Origin of the sequence: Pandoraea pnomenusa (assembly GCF_040391475.1) — a bacterium.
GTDB lineage: Bacteria > Pseudomonadota > Gammaproteobacteria > Burkholderiales > Burkholderiaceae > Pandoraea > Pandoraea pnomenusa_C.
This window is the reverse complement of record NZ_JBEBXS010000010.1, coordinates 114941-134163: the sequence shown is the minus strand read 5'-3', so window position 1 is coordinate 134163 and position 19223 is coordinate 114941. Positions and strand designations below refer to the sequence as shown.

Annotated in this window: 17 protein-coding genes and 1 pseudogene; 7 read left to right on the top strand and 11 right to left on the bottom strand. The window is 60.5% G+C overall.

What is annotated here, in order from left to right:
• Nucleotides 1-52 precede the first annotated feature (52 nt).
• The 10 genes from ABWO90_RS12995 to ABWO90_RS12950 form a co-directional block, all read right to left on the bottom strand.
• Nucleotides 53-439, bottom strand: a complete 387-nt coding sequence (locus ABWO90_RS12995) for a hypothetical protein (RefSeq protein WP_353191649.1) — start codon at nucleotides 437-439, stop codon at nucleotides 53-55.
• A 69-nt stretch (nucleotides 440-508) separates the two neighbouring features.
• Nucleotides 509-1072 carry a YMGG-like glycine zipper-containing protein gene (locus ABWO90_RS12990; RefSeq protein ID WP_353191648.1) on the bottom strand — a complete coding sequence of 188 codons (564 nt, stop codon included), beginning with the start codon at nucleotides 1070-1072 and terminating at the stop codon, nucleotides 509-511.
• Between the two features lie 14 nt (nucleotides 1073-1086).
• Nucleotides 1087-1440: a hypothetical protein gene (locus tag ABWO90_RS12985; RefSeq protein WP_502922602.1), complete on the bottom strand. Its 354-nt coding sequence runs from the start codon at nucleotides 1438-1440 to the stop codon at nucleotides 1087-1089.
• 223 nt (nucleotides 1441-1663) lie between these two features.
• Nucleotides 1664-2062, bottom strand: coding sequence for a single-stranded DNA-binding protein (locus ABWO90_RS12980; protein ID WP_353191647.1), 399 nt, complete (start codon nucleotides 2060-2062; stop codon nucleotides 1664-1666).
• A gap of 160 nt (nucleotides 2063-2222) precedes the next feature.
• Nucleotides 2223-3617 carry a tRNA uridine-5-carboxymethylaminomethyl(34) synthesis GTPase MnmE gene (gene mnmE / locus ABWO90_RS12975; protein WP_353191646.1) on the bottom strand — a complete coding sequence of 465 codons (1395 nt, stop codon included), beginning with the start codon at nucleotides 3615-3617 and terminating at the stop codon, nucleotides 2223-2225.
• 114 nt (nucleotides 3618-3731) lie between these two features.
• Complete coding sequence (gene yidC, locus ABWO90_RS12970; protein ID WP_353191645.1) at nucleotides 3732-5390, bottom strand: membrane protein insertase YidC; 1659 nt, start codon at nucleotides 5388-5390, stop codon at nucleotides 3732-3734.
• Nucleotides 5391-5414: 24 nt separating this feature from the next.
• Entirely contained in the window at nucleotides 5415-5771 is a 357-nt protein-coding gene (yidD, locus tag ABWO90_RS12965) for a membrane protein insertion efficiency factor YidD (RefSeq protein ID WP_353191644.1), read from the bottom strand.
• A gap of 78 nt (nucleotides 5772-5849) precedes the next feature.
• Nucleotides 5850-6293: a ribonuclease P protein component gene (rnpA, locus tag ABWO90_RS12960; RefSeq protein WP_353191703.1), complete on the bottom strand. Its 444-nt coding sequence runs from the start codon at nucleotides 6291-6293 to the stop codon at nucleotides 5850-5852.
• A gap of 61 nt (nucleotides 6294-6354) precedes the next feature.
• Nucleotides 6355-6489, bottom strand: a complete 135-nt coding sequence (gene rpmH / locus ABWO90_RS12955; protein ID WP_010806664.1) for a 50S ribosomal protein L34 — start codon at nucleotides 6487-6489, stop codon at nucleotides 6355-6357.
• Between the two features lie 191 nt (nucleotides 6490-6680).
• A complete protein-coding gene (locus tag ABWO90_RS12950) occupies nucleotides 6681-6983 on the bottom strand; it encodes a hypothetical protein (protein ID WP_353191643.1) in 303 nt (100 codons plus the stop codon).
• Nucleotides 6984-7304: 321 nt separating this feature from the next.
• Here ABWO90_RS12950 and dnaA point away from each other — a divergent pair, with 321 nt between their 5' ends.
• The 5 genes and pseudogenes from dnaA (at nucleotide 7305) to ABWO90_RS12925 (ending at nucleotide 13927) form a co-directional block, all read left to right on the top strand.
• Nucleotides 7305-8843, top strand: coding sequence for a chromosomal replication initiator protein DnaA (gene dnaA, locus ABWO90_RS12945; protein ID WP_353191642.1), 1539 nt, complete (start codon nucleotides 7305-7307; stop codon nucleotides 8841-8843).
• Nucleotides 8844-9082: 239 nt separating this feature from the next.
• The gene (gene dnaN, locus ABWO90_RS12940) at nucleotides 9083-10189 is read left to right on the top strand and encodes a DNA polymerase III subunit beta (RefSeq protein WP_353191641.1); all 1107 of its coding nucleotides are present in this window, start codon (nucleotides 9083-9085) and stop codon (nucleotides 10187-10189) included.
• Nucleotides 10190-10367: 178 nt separating this feature from the next.
• Nucleotides 10368-12845 carry a DNA topoisomerase (ATP-hydrolyzing) subunit B gene (gene gyrB, locus ABWO90_RS12935; protein WP_353191640.1) on the top strand — a complete coding sequence of 826 codons (2478 nt, stop codon included), beginning with the start codon at nucleotides 10368-10370 and terminating at the stop codon, nucleotides 12843-12845.
• A 312-nt stretch (nucleotides 12846-13157) separates the two neighbouring features.
• Nucleotides 13158-13714 (top strand): annotated as a pseudogene (locus ABWO90_RS12930) (tyrosine-type recombinase/integrase).
• 15 nt (nucleotides 13715-13729) lie between these two features.
• Nucleotides 13730-13927, top strand: a complete 198-nt coding sequence (locus ABWO90_RS12925) for a hypothetical protein (protein WP_353191639.1) — start codon at nucleotides 13730-13732, stop codon at nucleotides 13925-13927.
• Between the two features lie 23 nt (nucleotides 13928-13950).
• Here the strand turns inward: ABWO90_RS12925 and ABWO90_RS12920 are convergent.
• Nucleotides 13951-15041 (bottom strand): IS3 family transposase gene (locus tag ABWO90_RS12920; protein ID WP_353191638.1). Its coding sequence is split into 2 segments (ribosomal slippage): nucleotides 13951-14783 and nucleotides 14783-15041, totalling 1092 coding nucleotides; the frame shifts between segments, so codons are not numbered across the junction.
• Nucleotides 15042-15241: 200 nt separating this feature from the next.
• On the opposite strand from ABWO90_RS12920, the gene ABWO90_RS12915 reads away from it, so the two are divergent.
• Both ABWO90_RS12915 and ABWO90_RS12910 read left to right on the top strand, forming a co-directional pair.
• A complete protein-coding gene (locus ABWO90_RS12915) occupies nucleotides 15242-17542 on the top strand; it encodes an McrB family protein (RefSeq protein WP_353191637.1) in 2301 nt (766 codons plus the stop codon).
• Nucleotides 17539-19119, top strand: a complete 1581-nt coding sequence (locus ABWO90_RS12910) for a DUF2357 domain-containing protein (RefSeq protein WP_353191636.1) — start codon at nucleotides 17539-17541, stop codon at nucleotides 19117-19119. Before ABWO90_RS12915 ends, ABWO90_RS12910 begins: the two co-directional genes overlap by 4 nt.
• Nucleotides 19120-19223 lie beyond the last annotated feature (104 nt).

The window sequence follows — 19223 nt, the reverse complement described above, 5'->3', positions numbered from 1 at the left end:
TGCGCGAATGCCAGTCGCTCAGCGCTCCGGCATCGACGTCGATGCGGCGGTATCAGTTCGTCGAGACGCCAGGCGTGATGCCGCGGCGTGCGCGTCGCGGCGTTTCGGCCGGCTTGTCTTCGGGCTTGGCCTGCACGGGCGGGCGCATGATGCTGTTCCAGTTGCTCTGGATCGCCGCGTCGGTACTGTCGCGCGAGACGGCGCGCGAAATGTCGGCGCTCGGATTGAACGCGGGCGCCGAACCCGCCGATCCGCTACCTGCCGCCGCGCCCGCACCACCGCCGGCATTCGTCGGCGCCGGGGTGTTTTGCGCGTGCGCATGCGGCGCGAGCACGAGCGATGTCACGACGGTGATGGCGGCGGCGGGCAGCATCGCCCACAGCCATTTGTGCAGCGAAGACGGGAGTGTTGCGGTGCGTTCGGTCGAAGGATGGGCCATGAAATGTCTCGGGCGAAGCGACGCCATTTCGCCGTCAGGGGTGCTGCCGGCGTGGCGTCTTATGTGGAATCAGTAGCTGCCGGGTGGCGGCTTCCAGCCCGGAGGCGGAGGCGGCGGTGGCGCATAGCGTTGCACCGGCGGCTGCGACGACACCATGTCGCCGCGCACGGGCACGCGATTGCCGGTCGCATACATGCACTGAACGTAGGCCTGATCATAGCGGCTTTGTGTCACGTATGCAGACGACTGTGCGTTGCTCACGCCCACGGCGCTGCCTGCGAGCAGGCCCGCCCCGGCACCGATCGCGGCGCCCGAGCCGCCACCGAATGCCGCACCGGCGGCTGCGCCGAGCGCGGTGCCGACCACGGCGCTGCCGATGGCGGTGGTGTTGGCCGCAGACGCCGTGTCCATGCCGCCATTCTGGCCCAGGGCGAATTGGCGGCAGTTGTAGTCGTCCTGCCGGAACTGATCGAATGTTTTGTTGGTACCGGGCAGCGCCATCACGTTCGGGCCGGCGGGCACTACCGCGCAGCCCGCCAGCGCGGCTGCGGCAAGGGCCAAGGCGAGGGGGGCGGCGAGGCGTCGGGCGCGGGCGTTGATGAGCGTCTGACCGAGGCGGAATTCCAATGGCATGTCGCGTCTCCCGATCAGTTCGAAGCGGGTTGCGCGGGCACTTCGCGCCATCCGGACGGACACGTTTTCACGTAGGGGTAATAGGCCCCGGCCTTGTCACAGTAGTACCAGGTGTCGCTGTTGGTGCCGGGTTGGTTGCCCTGCACGCCGGGCTGCGGCTGCTCGACATACTGCTGCGGCTGACTCGGCACGACGACCACGGGCGGTGCGTAATACGCCGGGGGCGGATAGTACGGGTAGCTGTAGGGATAGGGGTAGTAGCCGGGGCCGACCCAGACACCCACACCGCCGCGCCAGGCGAAGGCACTGCCGCTCATGGCGGCGGCGGCCACGGCAACAAGGCCGAGAACAACAGGAAGACGTTTCACGACACAGGCCTCGAAGAACGAACTCCGGACGCGGTGGATTCCGCCTCGTGCGTACGCGCCGCGAATCGGGAAAACACGACCCAAACGTGACACTACGCCGCACAGGAGTTGATGCTCCCGAGTCTAGGCCCGCCGCCCGTCGCGGGCAATTACGCGGGCTGTTAGATGTGTTTCAAAGCATTACGTTTTTTACGCAAGCGTGTACGGCGGCGTGCACCGCGAATCAGCGCGGGATGTTCCCGTCATCAAGATCGGAGGCCGGGGAATCCGGTGACGACGTTGCGTTTCTCCCGCCATCGCCTTTGGTTGCCGCGCGCTTGCGCTCGACCTGGTATGCCGTCATCACGTGGCTCGCGACCATGTCGAGCGCGGGGCGGACATCGCCGTTGCGATCCGTCCAGACCTTGGGGGTGAGCGAGCCGGACAACGTCACGCTGTCGCCGTCATCGAGCGCCAGCAGCGCATCGCCTTCCGTCTGCCCGAAGGCGATCACGTTCACGAAGATCGTCTCGCCGTCGCCGCCTGCCGCGCGAACCTTGGCCGTCACGAACGTGCTTCCATTCTGCCCGGTGCGCTGGTTGGCGTTGCCGAACAATTTACCGCCTATCAATCCGTCAATCATGATGCTCCTCCCGAACGACGGCGTTCAGCGATGCCGCGCATGTGCATGGCATCGATCGTGGCGTCGCTTCGCAGTTCATTCAAGGTAATAAAAAGGGTCTGTCCAGTCCAGCGGGTCTGGCTGGATGACGCGTCAAACGTTGTTGCAGTCGGGGCGCCGGTCACTTCCCGATGCAGAACCGGCTGAAAATCACGCCGAGCAGATCGTCCGACGTGAATTCGCCGGTGATCGTGCTGAGCTGCTCCTGCGCGAGGCGAAGCTCTTCGGCAAAGAGGTCGAGCGCGCTCGCATTGCGACGCGCGTGGGCGTCGGCCATCTCGATGTGATCGCGCGCCGCACGTAGCGCCGACAGATGGCGTTCGCGTGCGAGAAACACGCCTTCGTTGCCTGCCTGCCATCCCGCAATCTTCAGTAATTCGGCGCGAAGCAGGTCGATCCCCTGCCCGCCTTTGGCCGACAAGCGCACGCCCATCGGCGCCGCGCCTTCCTTGGGCAGTACCGTCGCCGGTTCGCTCGCCAGATCCGTCTTGTTGTACACGCGCACGATCGGCACGTGCTTCGGCAACTGCTTGGCGATGTCTTCGTCTTCCGGCGTCATGCCGGTACGGGTGTCGAGCAGATGCAGCACGGCGTCGGCCTTCGCAATCTCGCTCCAGCTGCGCGCAATACCGATGCGCTCGACTTCGTCTTCCGTCTCGCGCAACCCCGCCGTGTCGATGATGTGCAGCGGAATGCCGTCGATCTGGATCGTCTGCTGCACCTTGTCGCGCGTGGTGCCGGCGATCGGGGTGACGATGGCCAGCTCGGCACCCGCCAGCGCGTTGAGCAGCGACGACTTGCCCACGTTCGGCTGGCCCGCCAGCACTACGTTGATACCCTCGCGCAGCAACGCGCCCTGGCGCGCCTGCGTCAGCACCTGCGCCAGTTGCGCGCGAATGCGTTCGAGCTGACCGAAGGCGTCGGCCGCCTCGAGGAAATCGATCTCCTCTTCCGGGAAGTCGAGCGTTGCTTCGACCAGCATGCGCAGATGGATCACCAGATCCACCAGCGAATGAATCTCGCGCGAGAATGCGCCGTCCAGCGAGCGGCTGGCCGAGCGTGCGGCCGCTTCCGTGCTCGCCTCGATCAGATCGGCGACCGCCTCGGCTTGTGCGAGGTCGAGCTTGTCGTTCAGGAAGGCGCGATGCGTGAATTCGCCCGGCTCGGCCAGACGCACGCCCAGTTCGGCGCCCTCGTCGATGCAGCGTTGCAGGAGCAGTTGCAGCACGATCGGGCCGCCGTGACCTTGCAGTTCGAGTACGTCTTCGCCGGTGTACGAATTCGGGCCCGGGAAGTACAGCGCGATGCCGCGGTCGAGCGCCTCGCCCGAGCCGTCGAGAAACGGCAGGTACGACGCGTGACGCGGCTTGAGCGGCTGTCCGACGAGACGCGCGATGACACGCTGCACGGCGTCGCCGCGATGCTTGCCGAAGGACACGCGCACCACCCCGATGCCGCCGCGTCCGGGGGCGGTGGCAATGGCGGCGATCGGGACAGTGGAGACGGTGGCGCTCATGGAACGATTCGTTGAAAAACAGTGGGTTATTTTGACACGCACCAAACAAAACCGCCCGCGAGAGACTCGCGGGCGGCAGTGTCAGACGCTATCGGACGTTCTGGACGCAATGCGTCAGGAAGTCGCCTTCTTGTCCTTCTTGTTACCGAGCATCCGGTTGATCGACCATTGCTGCGCGATCGACAACGTGTTGTTGACCACGTAGTACAGCACCAGGCCCGACGGCAGGAAGAGGAACATGACCGAGAAAATCAGCGGCATGAACATCATCATCTTGGCCTGCATCGGATCCGGCGGCGTCGGGTTCAGCTTGGTCTGGATGAACATCGACACGGCCATCAGCACCGGCAGGATGTAGTACGGGTCCGGTGCCGACAGATCCTGAATCCAGCCCAGCCACGGCGCGCCGCGCATTTCCACCGACGACAGCAGCACCCAGTACAGCGCGATGAACACCGGAATCTGGATCACGATCGGGATACAGCCGCCGAACGGGTTGACCTTCTCGGTCTTGTACAGCTCCATGAGCGCGGCGTTCATCTTCTGCGGATCGCTCTTGTAGCGTTCGCGAAGCGCCTGCATGCGCGGCGTGATTTCCTTCATGCGCGCCATCGACTTGTAGCTTGCGGCCGACAGCGGGAAGAAGATCAGCTTGATGATCACGGTCACGGCGATGATCGCCCAGCCCCAGTTGCCGAGCAGGCCATGCAGCTTCGAGAGCAACCAGAACAGCGGCTTGGCGAGGATCGTGAAGTAACCGTAGTCCTTCGTCAGCTCCAGGCCCGGCGCGATCTGCTCGAGCATGTGCTCTTCCTGCGGACCGGCGAACAGGCGTGCGTCCACCGCCAGGGTGCCGCCCGCCGGAATGCTCTCGAGCTGTTGCTTCACGCCAACGCGGTACAGGCCGTTGTCGAGCTTGCCGATGTAGTTGTCGCGCTGGGCGCCTTCCTTCGGAATCCAGGCCGTGGCGAAGTAATGCTGCACCATGCCGATCCAGCCGTCGGAGGACTGCTTGATGTACTTGGCCTTGTCCTTGTCGATGTCGCTGAAGGTGATCTTCTGGAACTTGTCTTCGCTGCTGTACACCGTCGGGCCGGTGAACGTGTGCGAGAACTTCGCGCCGCTGATCTCACGACCGTCACGCACCAGCTCCATGTACAGCGTGGGCTTGATGGCGGCGTCGGTCGTGTTGACGATGGTGTTCGTCACGTCGATCACGTAGCTGCCGCGATGGAACGTGTAGGCACGCACCAGCTTCAGGCCACCGCGGACCGGCGATTCGAACTTCACGGTCAGCGTGTCGCCCGTCATCGTGGTCGGACCCGGCACCAGCGTGAAGATGTCGTTGTGGTTCGGGAACTCGCCGCCGATCAGGCCCGTGCGGGCGAAATACTGATGGCTCGGCGTGTTGTCGAACAGCACGAGGTGCTTGCCGGCTTCTTCGGCGTCGGGATACTGCGTGAGCGCGAGGAACGACAGCGTGCCACCCTGCGTGCTGATGTCAGCCAGGTAGACGTCGGTCGTGATGCGCACTTGCTGTGCGGTGGCGGCAGCCGGCGCGTTGCCCGGTGCGTTACCCGCAGCGGTGCCCGCGTTGGCGCCTTGCGGCAGGTCGTTTGCCGGCGTCTGGTTCGTGCCCGTGGCGGCCGGGGTCGAGACCTCGGTTGTCGGGAAGAACAGCGACGAATGGCCATTGGCGCGTTGCCAGTTGTCGAAAAGCATCACGACAGACAGCGCGAAAATGACCCAGAGTACGGTGCGTTTGATGTCCATGCGGTAACTCGTGGTGGACGAAACTCAGGAATGGCCCGGCGCGCGGCGCGTTACTGCCGATGCGGCCGCGGGCCCGGTCGTGACCGTCCGCTTGGCTCGCGACGTGTCGCTTCCGGCGGCCTTGTCGGCGCCTTGGGCGGAGGTGTCGGGAACGTTACAGACGTGTCGAGCCGGCGGTACGGGATCCAAACCGCCGGGATGAAACGGATGACAGCGACATAGACGCCGGGCCGCGAGATAAGTGCCGTAACCGGCACCATGCTCGATGATGGCTTCGCGTGCGTAGTCGGAGCAGCTCGGATGAAAGCGGCAACGGTTCCCCAGCCAGGGACTGATCACCAGCTTGTAACCGCGCAAGAGCAACAACAGCACGCTTCGCATCTCGATTCCGCCTGTCAGTCCGGCCGAGGTGGCCGGGTGGGCGGCGCATGCCCGGGGTCGGGCGCTACCGTGTGAGGACTAACTACCTTCCGTCTTGTCGCCGGTCGTGCGGTGCTTGCGGGCGGCCTTCTCGGCAGCTTCGAAGAGCTGCGTGAATTCCGCGTGACACAGTGTGTTGAGCACTGGTGCCGCCGCCGCCGTGTACGTTCCCTTGTCGAAGCGTCGGGTCAGTCGCAGCACGAAATCCCAACCGGCCAGAGCGGCGCGGCGCTGGCGGAACATCTCGCGTGCCTGACGTTTGATCAGATTGCGAGTGACCGCGCGGGGTGCGTGCTTCTTGCCGACGACAATGCCGATGCGGCCCTCTTGAGGCGTGGCATCGACATCGGCAGGGGCGTCCGGCGTGTTCTCACGCCGGCGCATGTACAACACGAAGTGCGCGCTGCGACGCAGGGGGCGCAAACTAAAAACGGATGAGAACTCATCCGTTTTGAGAAGTCGCGCGGCTTTGGGGAACCCCAGCGCCGGGACTTCGCGCCTTGCGGATTTAACGCGCAAACCGCGGTACGACCGAGAACCGCGATTAAACGGCCAGGCGCTTACGGCCCTTGGCGCGACGAGCGGCGATGACCTTGCGGCCGCCACGGGTCTTCATGCGAACCAGGAAGCCATGGGTGCGCTTGCGGCGCGTCACGGAAGGCTGAAAAGTACGTTTCATGATGCACTCACTGTGTGAAAAAATTCCCGCGCAGCAGCATCGTGAAACGCCACATGGACACCGTGAAAACCTGCAAATTCAAGGACTTTCACGCGCGGCCCAGCCGTCGGGAGTTGGATAGGAATCCGGTTATCTTTCTAACGAACCCGCTATTTAATCGGCTTTTCCGTTGTGTGTCAATAGGTTAGCCATCACGCGCGATGCACTCGCGCACTATCGGTGCCGGCATTGTCGTGGATGCGCCATCGCACGGGCTTGTGGCTGTGGATAATGGCAAAAAACAGGCGAATCGTCATTTTCTGCCAGTGGATAAATCCCCGTCGAGAAGGGATATCCACGCCCTCGCGGCAAATTGACGCAATTGCCGGGCATTTGCGCACCGGTCGCGCGAAGTCAGGCGGGTTAACGCGGCGCGGCCGCCCGGAGATGCCGATGCTGTGGGCATTCCTGTGGATAACTCGCTTTGCCGACGCTTTGGCGTTAAAATCCCCCATCAATTTTTTTCCCAGCAGAGTACCGGTGACGCCGCCATGTGGACAGCGCGCCGGGTTTTGTCGTCTGCGCGCGCCGAAGCCGGCCGCACGCGCGAGACAAAGCCTGAGCGCAGCGCCGTGGACACGCGTTTCCGGACATCTGCATTGCGCCGCAGGTCCGACTCGTGTCCGGCCGGTTGGCCCGTCCAGAACTAGCTGGGGACGGGGCGACCGGCTTGGTTTTTGACGTTTTGCCCCCATCTCTGACGTAACGGATAGTGGGTGGCAAGCGCGTCAACCGAAGCTGTCGGATTCGCCCCGCGCCACCTGGATACACGCTGCATGAACGACTTCTGGCAACACTGCGCGACACGTCTCGAACAAGAGCTGACGCCCCAGCAATTCCGCACATGGATCAAACCGCTGGCGCCGCTCGACTTCGACGAACAGGCGCGCACGCTCAAGATCGGCGCACCCAACCGCTTCAAGCTGGATTGGGTGAGGAGCCAGTTCTCCGGGCGGATCCAGAGCATGGCGTCGGATTATTGGAATGCCCCGATCGAGGTGACGTTCGTCCTCGATCCGAAGGCCGGTTTGCGCGTACCGTCGTCGACGCCGGCCCCTGCGCCTGCGCCTGCACCGAGCGTGGCCCCTGCCCCGGTGCCTGCCAGCGTGGCGCGCCCGAATCCGGCCGCCGCTGCCGCGCAGGCCGCTGTCGCCGGCAACCACGCGGCGGATGCTGCCGCCCTCGACGGTGAGCGTCCCGATCTGGAGGCGAGCGAAGCCGAGGCAGTGCGCCGCAATTGGCGTGTCACGCCGCAGGAGCCTGCGCAGGTGGGCGAAGTCGAGTCGATTTACGAGCGCTCGAAGCTCAACCCCGTTCTGACCTTTGACAATTTCGTGACCGGCAAGTCGAATCAGCTGGCGCGCGCGGCGGCCATCCAGGTCGCGAACAACCCGGGCACGTCGTATAACCCGCTGTTTCTGTACGGCGGCGTCGGTCTGGGTAAGACTCACCTGATCCATGCCATCGGCAACCAGTTGCTGGCCGAGAAGCAGAACCCGCGCATTCGCTACATCCACGCCGAGCAGTACGTTTCCGACGTGGTCAAGGCCTATCAGCGCAAGGCGTTCGACGAATTCAAGCGTTATTACCATTCGCTCGATCTGCTGCTGATCGACGATATTCAGTTCTTCTCGGGCAAGAGCCGTACGCAGGAAGAATTCTTCTACGCGTTCGAAGCGCTGATCGCGAATCGCGCGCAGGTGATCATCACGAGCGATACGTACCCGAAGGAAATCACCGGTATCGACGACCGGTTGATTTCGCGGTTCGATTCCGGGCTGACGGTGGCCATCGAACCGCCCGAGCTGGAAATGCGCGTGGCGATCCTGATCAAGAAAGCGCAGGCCGAGGGCGTGGGGCTGTCGGAGGACGTGGCGTTCTTCGTCGGCAAGCACTTGCGCTCGAACGTCCGTGAGCTGGAAGGCGCCCTGCGCAAGATCCTCGCGTATTCGAAGTTCCACGGCCGCGAGATCACCATCGAGTTGACGAAGGAAGCGCTGAAAGATCTGTTGACGGTTCAGAATCGTCAGATTTCCGTCGAGAACATCCAGAAGACGGTCGCCGATTTTTACAATATCAAGGTCGCCGACATGTATTCGAAAAAGCGGCCTGCCAATATTGCACGGCCGCGTCAGATTGCGATGTATCTGGCGAAGGAACTGACGCAGAAGAGCCTGCCCGAAATCGGCGAGCTGTTCGGTGGACGCGACCACACGACGGTGCTGCATGCGGTACGCAAGATTGCGGAAGAGCGAGGCAAGGACGCGCAGCTCAATCACGAGTTGCACGTGCTCGAGCAGACGCTCAAGGGGTAACCCTGCGCAGACGCGGGAGCGTGAGGCGGGGTTGCCCGCGTCCCTGTGGATAAGCTGGGTGCGGTTTGGGGGAAACGGGGGTTTTCGGGCACAATAGCGGGTCGGCGCACAATGCGTCCCCGACTCGTCCACAGCGTTTTCCGCCCTGTTATCCCTACCGCAAGCAATTGATTGATAAGGGAATATTCGGGTTTTCAGCAGAAACTGGCGCCCGTTAACAGTTACTACGAAGGATAAATATGCAATTGGTCAAAACTCAACGAGACAATCTGCTGCGGCCGCTGCAAATTGTGAGTGGCATCGTCGAGCGTCGCCACACGTTGCCGATTCTGGCCAATTTGCTCATTCGCAAGCACGGACAGGACATTTCCTTCCTGTCGACCGACCTCGAGTTGCAGATCACGACCACCGCCGACTGCGGTGCCGGCGCCGACGATGTGGCGACGACCGTGGCGGCTCGCAAGTTGCTCGACATTCTGCGTAACATGCCGGACGCCGAAGTGGCGCTCTCGCTCACGGACAAGCGTCTGACGGTGGAGGCCGGCAAGAGCCGTTTCCATTTGCAGACGCTGGCCGCCGAGGAATTCCCGACGGTGGCGGAAGCCAAGGACTACGCCGCGAGCTTCGCGCTTCCGCAGCGCGCGTTCCGTCAGTTGCTGGGGATGGTGCACTTCGCGATGGCGCAGCAGGACATCCGTTACTACCTGAACGGCATGTTGCTCGTGGTCGAGGGCGAGAAGATCGAAGCGGTCGCAACGGACGGTCACCGTCTGGCGTACTGCAACACCACGATCGCGGGCGAGAAGTTTGCGCGTCAGGAAGTGATCATTCCGCGCAAGACGATCCTCGAGCTGCAGCGTCTGCTTGAAGACATCGACGATCCGGTGCAGATCGACGTGGCGCCGAACCAGGTCAAGTTCCGTTTCGCGAACGTCGAGCTTGTCTCGAAGCTGGTCGAGGGCAAGTTCCCCGACTTCAACCGTGTGATTCCGAAGGGTTACACCAAGAGCTTCGTGATCAGCCGTGAAGAGCTGCATCGTTCGTTGCAGCGTGCGGCGATCGTGACGTCGGACAAGTTCAAGGGTGTGCGTTTCCTGATGGAGACGAACCAATTGAAGATCAGCGCGCGGAACACCGAAAACGAAGAAGCGCAGGAAGAAATCGAGATCGATTATTCGGGCGAATCGGTGGATATCGGCTTTAACGTCACGTATTTGCTCGATGTGCTGTCGAACCTCAAGGTCGAGCAGGTGAAGGTGAGCCTTGGCGACGCGAACTCGAGCGCGCTGATCACCCTGCCGGACAACGACGAATTCAAATACGTCGTAATGCCGATGCGCATTTGAGCGGAAATTCCGCCATACGCGCCATCACATGCGCGAAGGGGCCGAGCGCCCCTTTGGCGTTTCTAGAGAATTATCCTTTTGCGGGATAAGCCGCCTTCGGGGCGCCAAAAGCGCCAGGAGGTGGCAGGTCATGAAGCAGTAATTCGTCAGTTAATGACGCAGTAACCGGAAGATTGTCATGAGCGAACAGCAAAAGCAGGCCGAAAGCGGCTATGGTGCAGCCTCCATCCAGATCCTTGAGGGTCTGGAGGCTGTGCGCAAGCGTCCCGGCATGTACATTGGCGACACGTCGGACGGCACGGGCCTGCATCACCTGGTGTTCGAGGTGCTGGACAACTCGATCGACGAGGCGCTTGCCGGTTACTGCGATGACATCCACGTGACCATTCACGCGGACAACTCGATTTCCGTTACCGACAACGGCCGTGGCATTCCCACGGGCATCAAGTTCGACGACAAGCACGAGCCGAAGCGCAGCGCGGCGGAAATCGTGATGACCGAACTGCACGCGGGCGGCAAGTTCGACCAGAACAGCTACAAGGTGTCGGGCGGTCTGCACGGCGTGGGCGTGTCGTGCGTGAACGCTCTCTCGTCGTACCTGAAGCTCACCGTGCGTCGCGACGGCAAGAAGCACTTCATGGAATTCCACCGTGGCGTGCCGCAGAACCGTGAGATCGACGTCGTGGACGGTGTCGAGACGTCGCCGCTGAAGGTACTCGGCGACACGGACAAGCGCGGTACCGAAGTGCATTTCCTGGCCGACGAGACGATCTTCGGCAACGTCGAATTCCATTACGACATTCTCGCCAAGCGCATGCGCGAGTTGTCTTTCCTGAACAACGGCGTTCGCATTCGTCTGACGGATCTGCGCACGGGCAAGGAAGACGATTTCGCATTTGGCGGCGGCGTGAAGGGCTTCGTCGAGTACATCAACAAGTCGAAGACGGTGCTTCACCCGACCGTGTTCCACGTGATGGGCGAGCGTGATGGTATTGGCGTGGAAGTCGCCATGCAGTGGAACGACAGCTACAACGAAACGGTGCTGTGCTTCACGAACAACATTCCGCAGCGCGACGGTGGTACCCACCTGACGGGTCTGCGCGCGGCGATGACGCGCGTGATCAACAAGTACATCGTCGAGAGCGAGCTGGCCAAGAAAGCCAAGGTCGAGACGACGGGCGACGACATGCGCGAAGGTCTGACCTGCGTGCTGTCGGTGAAGGTACCTGAGCCGAAGTTCTCGTCGCAGACGAAGGACAAGCTGGTGTCGTCCGAAGTGCGTGCGCCCGTGGAAGAGTATGTGGCGAAGGCGCTCGAAGACTTCCTGCAAGAGACGCCGAACGACGCAAAGATCATTTGCTCGAAGATCGTGGAAGCGGCGCGCGCGCGCGACGCAGCGCGCAAGGCACGCGAAATGACGCGCCGTAAAGGCGTGCTCGACGGCGTGGGCCTGCCGGGCAAGCTGGCGGACTGCCAGGAGAAGGATCCGGCGCTGTGCGAAATCTACGTGGTCGAGGGTGACTCGGCAGGTGGTTCTGCGAAGCAGGGCCGCGACCGTAAGTTCCAGGCGATTCTGCCGTTGCGTGGCAAGGTGCTGAACGTCGAGAAGGCGCGTTTCGACAAGCTGATCTCGAGCGAGCAGATCGTGACGCTGATTACCGCGTTGGGTTGCGGCATCGGCAAGGACGACTACAACATCGACAAGCTGCGCTATCACCGCATCATCATCATGACCGATGCTGACGTGGACGGTGCACACATCCGTACGCTGCTGCTGACGTTCTTCTATCGTCAGGTGCCGGAGCTGATCGAGCGTGGTTACGTGTATATCGCGCAGCCGCCGCTGTACAAGGTCAAGCACAACAAGGACGAGCGCTACATCAAGGACGAAGGCGAGCTGTCGCAGTACATGCTGAAGCTGGCGATGAACAATGCCGAGCTGACGCCGTCGACGGGCGCCGCGCCGATTTCGGGCGATGCGCTGGGCGAACTCACGCGCAGCTATCAACTGGCGGACAGTGTGATCGAGCGTCTGAGCCGCGTGTATGAAGCGTCGGTGCTGACGGCGGTGACCGAAGGTGTCGAGATCAATCTGGACGACGAAGCATCGGCGAAGAAGACGGCCGAGGCTTTGGAGGCAGCGCTGAGCGACGACCCGCTGGCACCGGAGATCACGATCACGGCGGTGATGGAAGAGGTCGAGAATGCCGACCCGTTGGTGTCGCTGCGCGTGGAGCGTCGTCACCATGGCAACGTGAAGGTCAGCGTGATCGACCAGAACTTCCTGCAATCGGCGGACTATGCGCAACTGCAGAAGACAGCCGAGACGTTCAAGGGACTGATCGGCGCGGGCGCGACGATCAAGCGCGGCGAGCGTTCGCAACCGGTGTCGAACTTCAAGACGGCGATGAAGTGGCTGATGGCCGATGCCGAGAGCAAGGTCTCGAAGCAACGCTATAAGGGCCTGGGCGAAATGAACGCGGAACAGCTGTGGGAAACCACGATGGATCCGACGGTCCGTCGCCTGCTTCGTGTGCAGATCGAAGACGCGATCGCTGCCGATGGCATCTTCACGACGCTGATGGGCGACGACGTCGAACCGCGTCGCGCGTTTATTGAGACGAATGCGCTGCGTGCTGGGAATATTGACGTTTGAGGTGTCTGTAGCCGTAGGGCGCCAGAGTAAGTGCGACTGGCGCCACAGTTTTGCGACTGGGCGACGAAATTGATGCCACTAACCTACCCGTTGAGCGCCACGTTTTATGAAAGCTCAGCCGCGGAATCATAATTCGCAGGTCCGGGGTTCGAATCCCTGATTCGCCACCAAATGCAAAAGCCCTGTATGTCTTTGACTTACAGGGCTTTTTCAATAAGGGCTCTACGGGTGATCCGCGAGCCTTTTCTTTTACCGGCCCCTCGCGGTGCAAATTCGGTGCAATACGCGGTGCAGACCTCGAGGAAGGAGCACCTGGCAACACTGACAAAACCCCCCTCTGGCACCTGGAAAGCGACCATTCGGCGCGTTGGTTGGCTGACAATCGCCAAGACGTTCCGCACGAAGCGCGACGCAGAGGATTGGGCCCGCCGGACCGAGGACGAGATGGTGCGCGGCGTGTTCATCCAGCGCGCGCCCTCGGAAAAGACCTCCGTAGCTGATGCGCTAGACCGTTATGAACGCGAGATCGTCCCCGCCAAGAAAGCCAGCACGCAGCGTCGGGAACCCGATTCGCCCTATTGACACCGACCTCGTCTTTTTCGGCGAACCCGGCCGCGACAGGAAACGGCGAGCGTACCAATTCACAAAGGTCTGGCACGCCATCAAAAAGCAGACAGGCCTGATCGACTTCCGCTTTCACGACCGCCGCCACGAAGTGGTTAGCCGGCTGGTCGAGGCGGGCTGAGCGATCAGGAAGTGGCTTCGATCAGCGGGCACAAGTCGATGCAGATGCTCCGCCGGTCATGCACTTGCGTGCCGAGGACCTTGTCGGCAAGCTTGATGCCATCAAAACGGCCTCGCTGACCTAACGGAGTTCACGACCTATGCCCGCTAACGAGCAATGGGAACAATTGCTGACGCCAGCGGTGATGCAAGAAAAGCTCATCTCGGCGTCGCTCTACATCACAGCCTTTGAACTTCTGAGGCAATCAATCGTCGGGCGTATTCGCGATTTCTACAACATTGAAAGCATTGGTCTCGAGCCGGGTACGTATCAGCTCGACGTCCCCCGTCTTCAGTAGCACTGAGCTTTAGAGTCCGAGGGTTAATGTAACTGCATTCCTGCCAGTTTTCGGGCGTAGGATGCCGGCGTTAATCCGCCCAGTGACTTCTTCGGTCGCTCCTCGTTGTACTCCCGTCGCCATGCCTCGATCACCACCTTGGCGTGCGGCAGGCTGGTGAACCAGTGTTCGTTCAGGCATTTATCCCGGAAGCGTCCGTTAAACGATTCGATGTAGGCATTCTGGTTGGGTTTGCCCGGCTCGATCAGGAACAGTTTGACGCCTCGCCCGTGTGCCCAGCTCAGCATCGCACGACCGCAAAATTCCTTGCCGTTATCGGTACGGATCGCTTGTGGCAAACCTCGATGCAACGCCACACGATCCAGAATGCGCGTTAGCGCCAGGCCGCCAATCGCTCGCTCCGGCACAATGGCCACGGCCTCATGCGTGGCGTCATCGACCACCGTCAGGCTCTTGATGACACGGCCCTCCGCCGTTCGGTCGAACACAAAATCCATCGACCAAGCCTGATTCGCCGCCGACGGCCGCCCCAGCGGCTGACGATCCGATACCGGCACCTTCTTGCGCTTGCGACGAGGCACTTGCAACTTTTCTTCGGCATACAGCCGCTCAACCCGCTTGTGGTTGACTGTCACGCCTGACTGCCGCAACTTCAGATAGATCATGCCCGAGCCATAGCGACGATGCCGCTGAGCCAAGGCGACGATCTGCGCCCGCAGGGCCTGATTGCGATCCGGCGCCGGTTGATAACGGTAGGCGCTGGCGCTCATGCCGATTACCCGCAGGGCTCGGCGCTCGCTTAAGCCACTATCGGTCATATGGCGCACCAGCTCTCGGCGGGACGGTGCGCTCACCACTTCTTTCGCAACGCCTCGCGCGTCACCTCATTCTCCAGCAGCGATTCCGCTAGCAGTTTCTTCAACCGAGCGTTTTCGGTCTCCAGATCCTTCAGCCGCTTCGCGTCAGAGACATTCATGCAGCCGAACTTACTGCGCCATAGGTAATAGCTGGCCTCTGAGAAGTCGTGCTGACGGCATAGTTCCTTGACCGGTATGCCCGTCTCGGCTTCCCTCAGGAAGCCGATGATTTGCTCGTCGGTGAATCTCTTCTTCATGTCCAATCTCCTGACTACGTGATTGGACTCTAAATCGTCGCGCTACTCAAATCGGGGGTGACGTCGGCAGAAGAAAAACTTAACGCAGTGTCCGGGATGGGTTGACCGCTACAATCAGATAGCATCGTTCGCCACCTAACCCGCATCATCTATTGATGACACGGACAATTGACAACACATTTAAACAGAATCCCACTCAAGTGAAAGATAAAAATCTCGACCTGACTTCCGATACCGCGTTGGCCGAAGCCGTCACAGCCTCGATGCCCGCAGCAACCGCTGCGGCGAAGTCATGGTATCCGGGACTCAGGGCTCACTTGGACCGAATGAGGGCCGCAACGCGCGCCGACTTTGAAAACCGCGAATTCCTTGAAGAGTTGTGGAGCGACGAGTCGGTGTCTTCCACGGGAATGGGGAGTGTGAAAGTGGGCCCCGCGCTCGATGACCCGGAGTTCCGCAAATGGTTCAGCGAAGCATTCACCGAGCCTTTGCCAGAAAACGCGGCGCAGGCAGAGGCGCAGCTAACAGTTCTCTATAAAGAACTCGTGCGTCGACTCGGGGAAAGGTGCGGACGCGTCGCACGCCTGAAACTCAATCGAGTGATGTGCGCAAGATTCCCACAATATTTCACAACCCTAGCGGACGTTGGCAAACTCAAGTTCCTCCATCGAGCGTTGGGAGGCCTCGCAAGCGACCATCCCGTCCACGCACATATCGCGATTAAGCGCCGCCTTGACGCCCTTCTTGGACCTGTCGTCCCTGAGAGTTCAACGGGTGAACTAGACAGACTATCGTTGCCGTGGTTTCTTTATGAACACATTGTGGACGAGCCTGCTTCGGTTGCCGAACCATCCTCTACAAACCAGATAGCTCCTTCCACGGACGTGCTAAATCCATTACCGGCGTCTCTGAGGCGGAAAGGGCTGACGGCCATCAAGGGCAATTTCGGAACACTTCTGGAATTCGTGCAGGTACTGCAGGACGGTCTGACCCGAGAAGAGTTTGTCGACGAAGTGCGACGAAGCAACCCCGCCCTTTCGGAAAATAGTCTTGGTACGGTTATCAATACGGTCGCCAGGGAGTTCGACCTGTGCGTCCGAGACGGTGACATGTATCGCCTGAACGCTCGCGGCCTCAACCTCTTGGAGACCAGGGACCCGGACGAATTCGCTGACCATTTGCTAACCAAGATTCTTGGTGTCGACCACGTCATAAAGGCTCTCGAGGGTGGACCTCGCGCTCTGGTGGACATCACAGAGACCCTGATGAGGGTGAACCCCGGTTGGACGTCAGATTTCATGCCACGCTCAATAATTGCATGGCTAACGAGTCTTGAGGTCATTCAGCAGAGCCATGCTCGCAAATGTTCTCTTACGGACCGTGGAAGAACTTGGGCGAACAAAATCACGTGGTCCCCTGAAATAATAAAAATCGTCGACGCGCCAGCACAACCACCTCTCGACACAGTTAGCGCGACGGCCGAAGCACCTCTCGACACAGCTAGCGCGACGGCCGAAGCACCTAGTTTTGCCGAGGTCATACAGAGCCTCGAACTCGTCAATCAAGGAAAACTGCTTTTGCCGATAGATTTAGTTCGGCAACTGCACGTTGGATTGTGGTCACATCCTGTCCGCCACTTCGCGGTGTTAACCGGTATATCCGGGTCTGGAAAGACGCAACTCGCCTGGAACTATGGCCTTGCTGCTTGCCGAGCCGAGGATGGTCAATCAGAACGTGTGCGCATCGTTCCCGTACAACCCGGCTGGTTCGACCCAACGCCTCTTTTCGGTTACGTCAGTCCGTTAGGTCAGCAATACTGCTCGGCGCCGTTTCTCGAACTAATGCTGCGCGCAGCGCGTGACCCCGAGCGCCCATACGTCATCATCCTCGACGAAATGAACCTGTCACATCCGGAGCAGTATCTAGCGCCGCTGTTGTCGGCAATGGAGACCCGTGGCTGGATTGACCTGCACGAGCTGCCGGAGGGCGTAACCGAGGTTCCGCGTCGAGTCCAGTACCCGTCTAATCTCGCCATCATAGGAACACTTAATATGGACGAAACTACCCATGGGCTATCGGACAAGGTACTCGACCGCGCATTCACGCTTGAATTTTGGAACGTCAGCGTCGAAGATTTTCCCGGATGGGACAAATTCCAGCTATCGCCCGATTTACAGACATCTGCGAAAAGTCTGCTTGCGGATTTGAGTAAGGCACTCGCGCCGGTCAGACTTCACTTTGGGTGGCGAACGATAGAAGATGTTTTGAGATACCTGCGACTGGCCATGGACGCGGGCGACACAGCAACCAGCGCGCTTGACGCGGTTGTCTACGCGAAAATACTTCCCAAGCTGCGCGGCGAGAGTACAGAGCGGTTTCATCTCGCCCTTAGTTCTACCCATGCGGCCCTGGTCAAGCGTGAGCTCATGCGGTCAGCTGAAAAAATTTCGACACTAATTGCTGACCTTAAGGAAACTGGGACAGCGAGATTCTGGCGATGACGTTAGTCAAACAGCGGAGTACTGGACCAAAGTTAGTCGTCAATTTGCCTTGCGAAGACGACACCTCCACAACGTACCGAGCGGGCGACACCATCTATGGCCTACGGGAAGGCGAGAAGTGCCGCTTCGAGGTTGAAGGGGGCGACCACGCGCGAGTATTTGTCGACGATGTGGAAGTTCGACAGGGCGATGATGGTCGATATGAGTGGACGGCATCCTTCTTTGCCGGCCGTGTGCAGATTGTCGTGGCTTCCTCGGCAGCAAGCGAGGACGTGTATTTCGCATTCGTCGGACCATCAACTGAAAAGGTGGCCGACGAGCAGTTTGACGAAATGGTTGATGAGATTCAGAGATTTCGTGCGACTCTCCTACTAGGAAGTTCAAGTGCAGCTAAGGAGTTTGGCGATGACGCGGGACGCAGCACGCTTGAAAATCTCGTCCGATTGGCTAGACTGCAGCTTCATGCTCGGGCGTTCGTGCATGAAGTCCAGAAAATATGCCGTGCACCACACAGGTCTCTGCTCCAAGCGGAACGCCGGGTTTCACTCGCGCGCGTTAAGCGCCTTCATCCACGTGCTCTGCGTGAACCATTGATAGCCGCTGCTGTCGCGGGACTTACAGCGGAGTCTATGCCGCTTGATTTGCTGCACGTCGCGACGTCGACGGCCATGCCGACGTTTGACACGCCCTCCAATCGTGCGCTAAAGGCGCTGGTGACGAGATTGGCAGCGCAGGCGTCGGTGTTGCTCGACGCCGTAGGACAAGGTCAGCTCGGCGGGGACCAAGAGGAGCAGAAAGCTCGACGTCCAAGACGAGAGCATTTCCTTCGCAGTCTTGTGACTGAGACGAAGGCTCTACTAACCAGAGAACCGTTCCGCAGCGTGTCGCGATTGGAGACGTCTGCAGCAAGTCTGACGCAGATTTCCGCACAACCGGCCTACAGTAGTGCCTTCAGGCGCGGCACCCGGGCCCTGATTCGTGGCGTGGAAGGCGGAACTTACCAAGACCATTTGTACGTCAGTCCGACTTGGGGGGTATATGAAACATGGTGTTTCGTCCATATTCTCTCGAAGCTTGCAGAGAGGTTTGACCACTCCGGCTGGACGGCTATCAGCCACGGCGTCGTAAGTGCCGCCGAATCCTACGAACTCGTGTTGGGTAACGGGATTCGAATCGAGGCACACTTCCAGGCAAACTTCACGGCTGGCGGGCCACCATCCAATCGTGTCGGTTGGAGCCTCTCGCGCTTCCGCATTCCGGATATCGTCATCGTCGTCCGAAGTGCGAGTAGGTTGGATTTCCTTGTGCTCGATGCGAAATTTCGAAGTAAAAGGGACAACGTACTCGAGGCCATGGAGTCGGCTCACATTTACCACGACTCCTTGCGGGTCAGACACCAGAAGCCGTCTTTGTGCGCGCTTCTACTACCAGCGAGGGCGGATGTTCCGCACTTAGACGCTGACGCGTTCCTTCACGAGCACGGAGTGGGCACAATTTGTCACTTCTCGCCAGGAGGAGCCGGCGTATCACGTTGCGTGGACTTAGTCGCCAATTGGGCAGTGGGAAACGCCTTATGAATACTGCCAGAACGGCACAGCCGCGAAATCCACACCACAAATCTCTCAGGCCCAGCGCTTCAGGAGATTCCTGAGCGAGTTCCTTCGGGTTGCCGCGCCGAGCT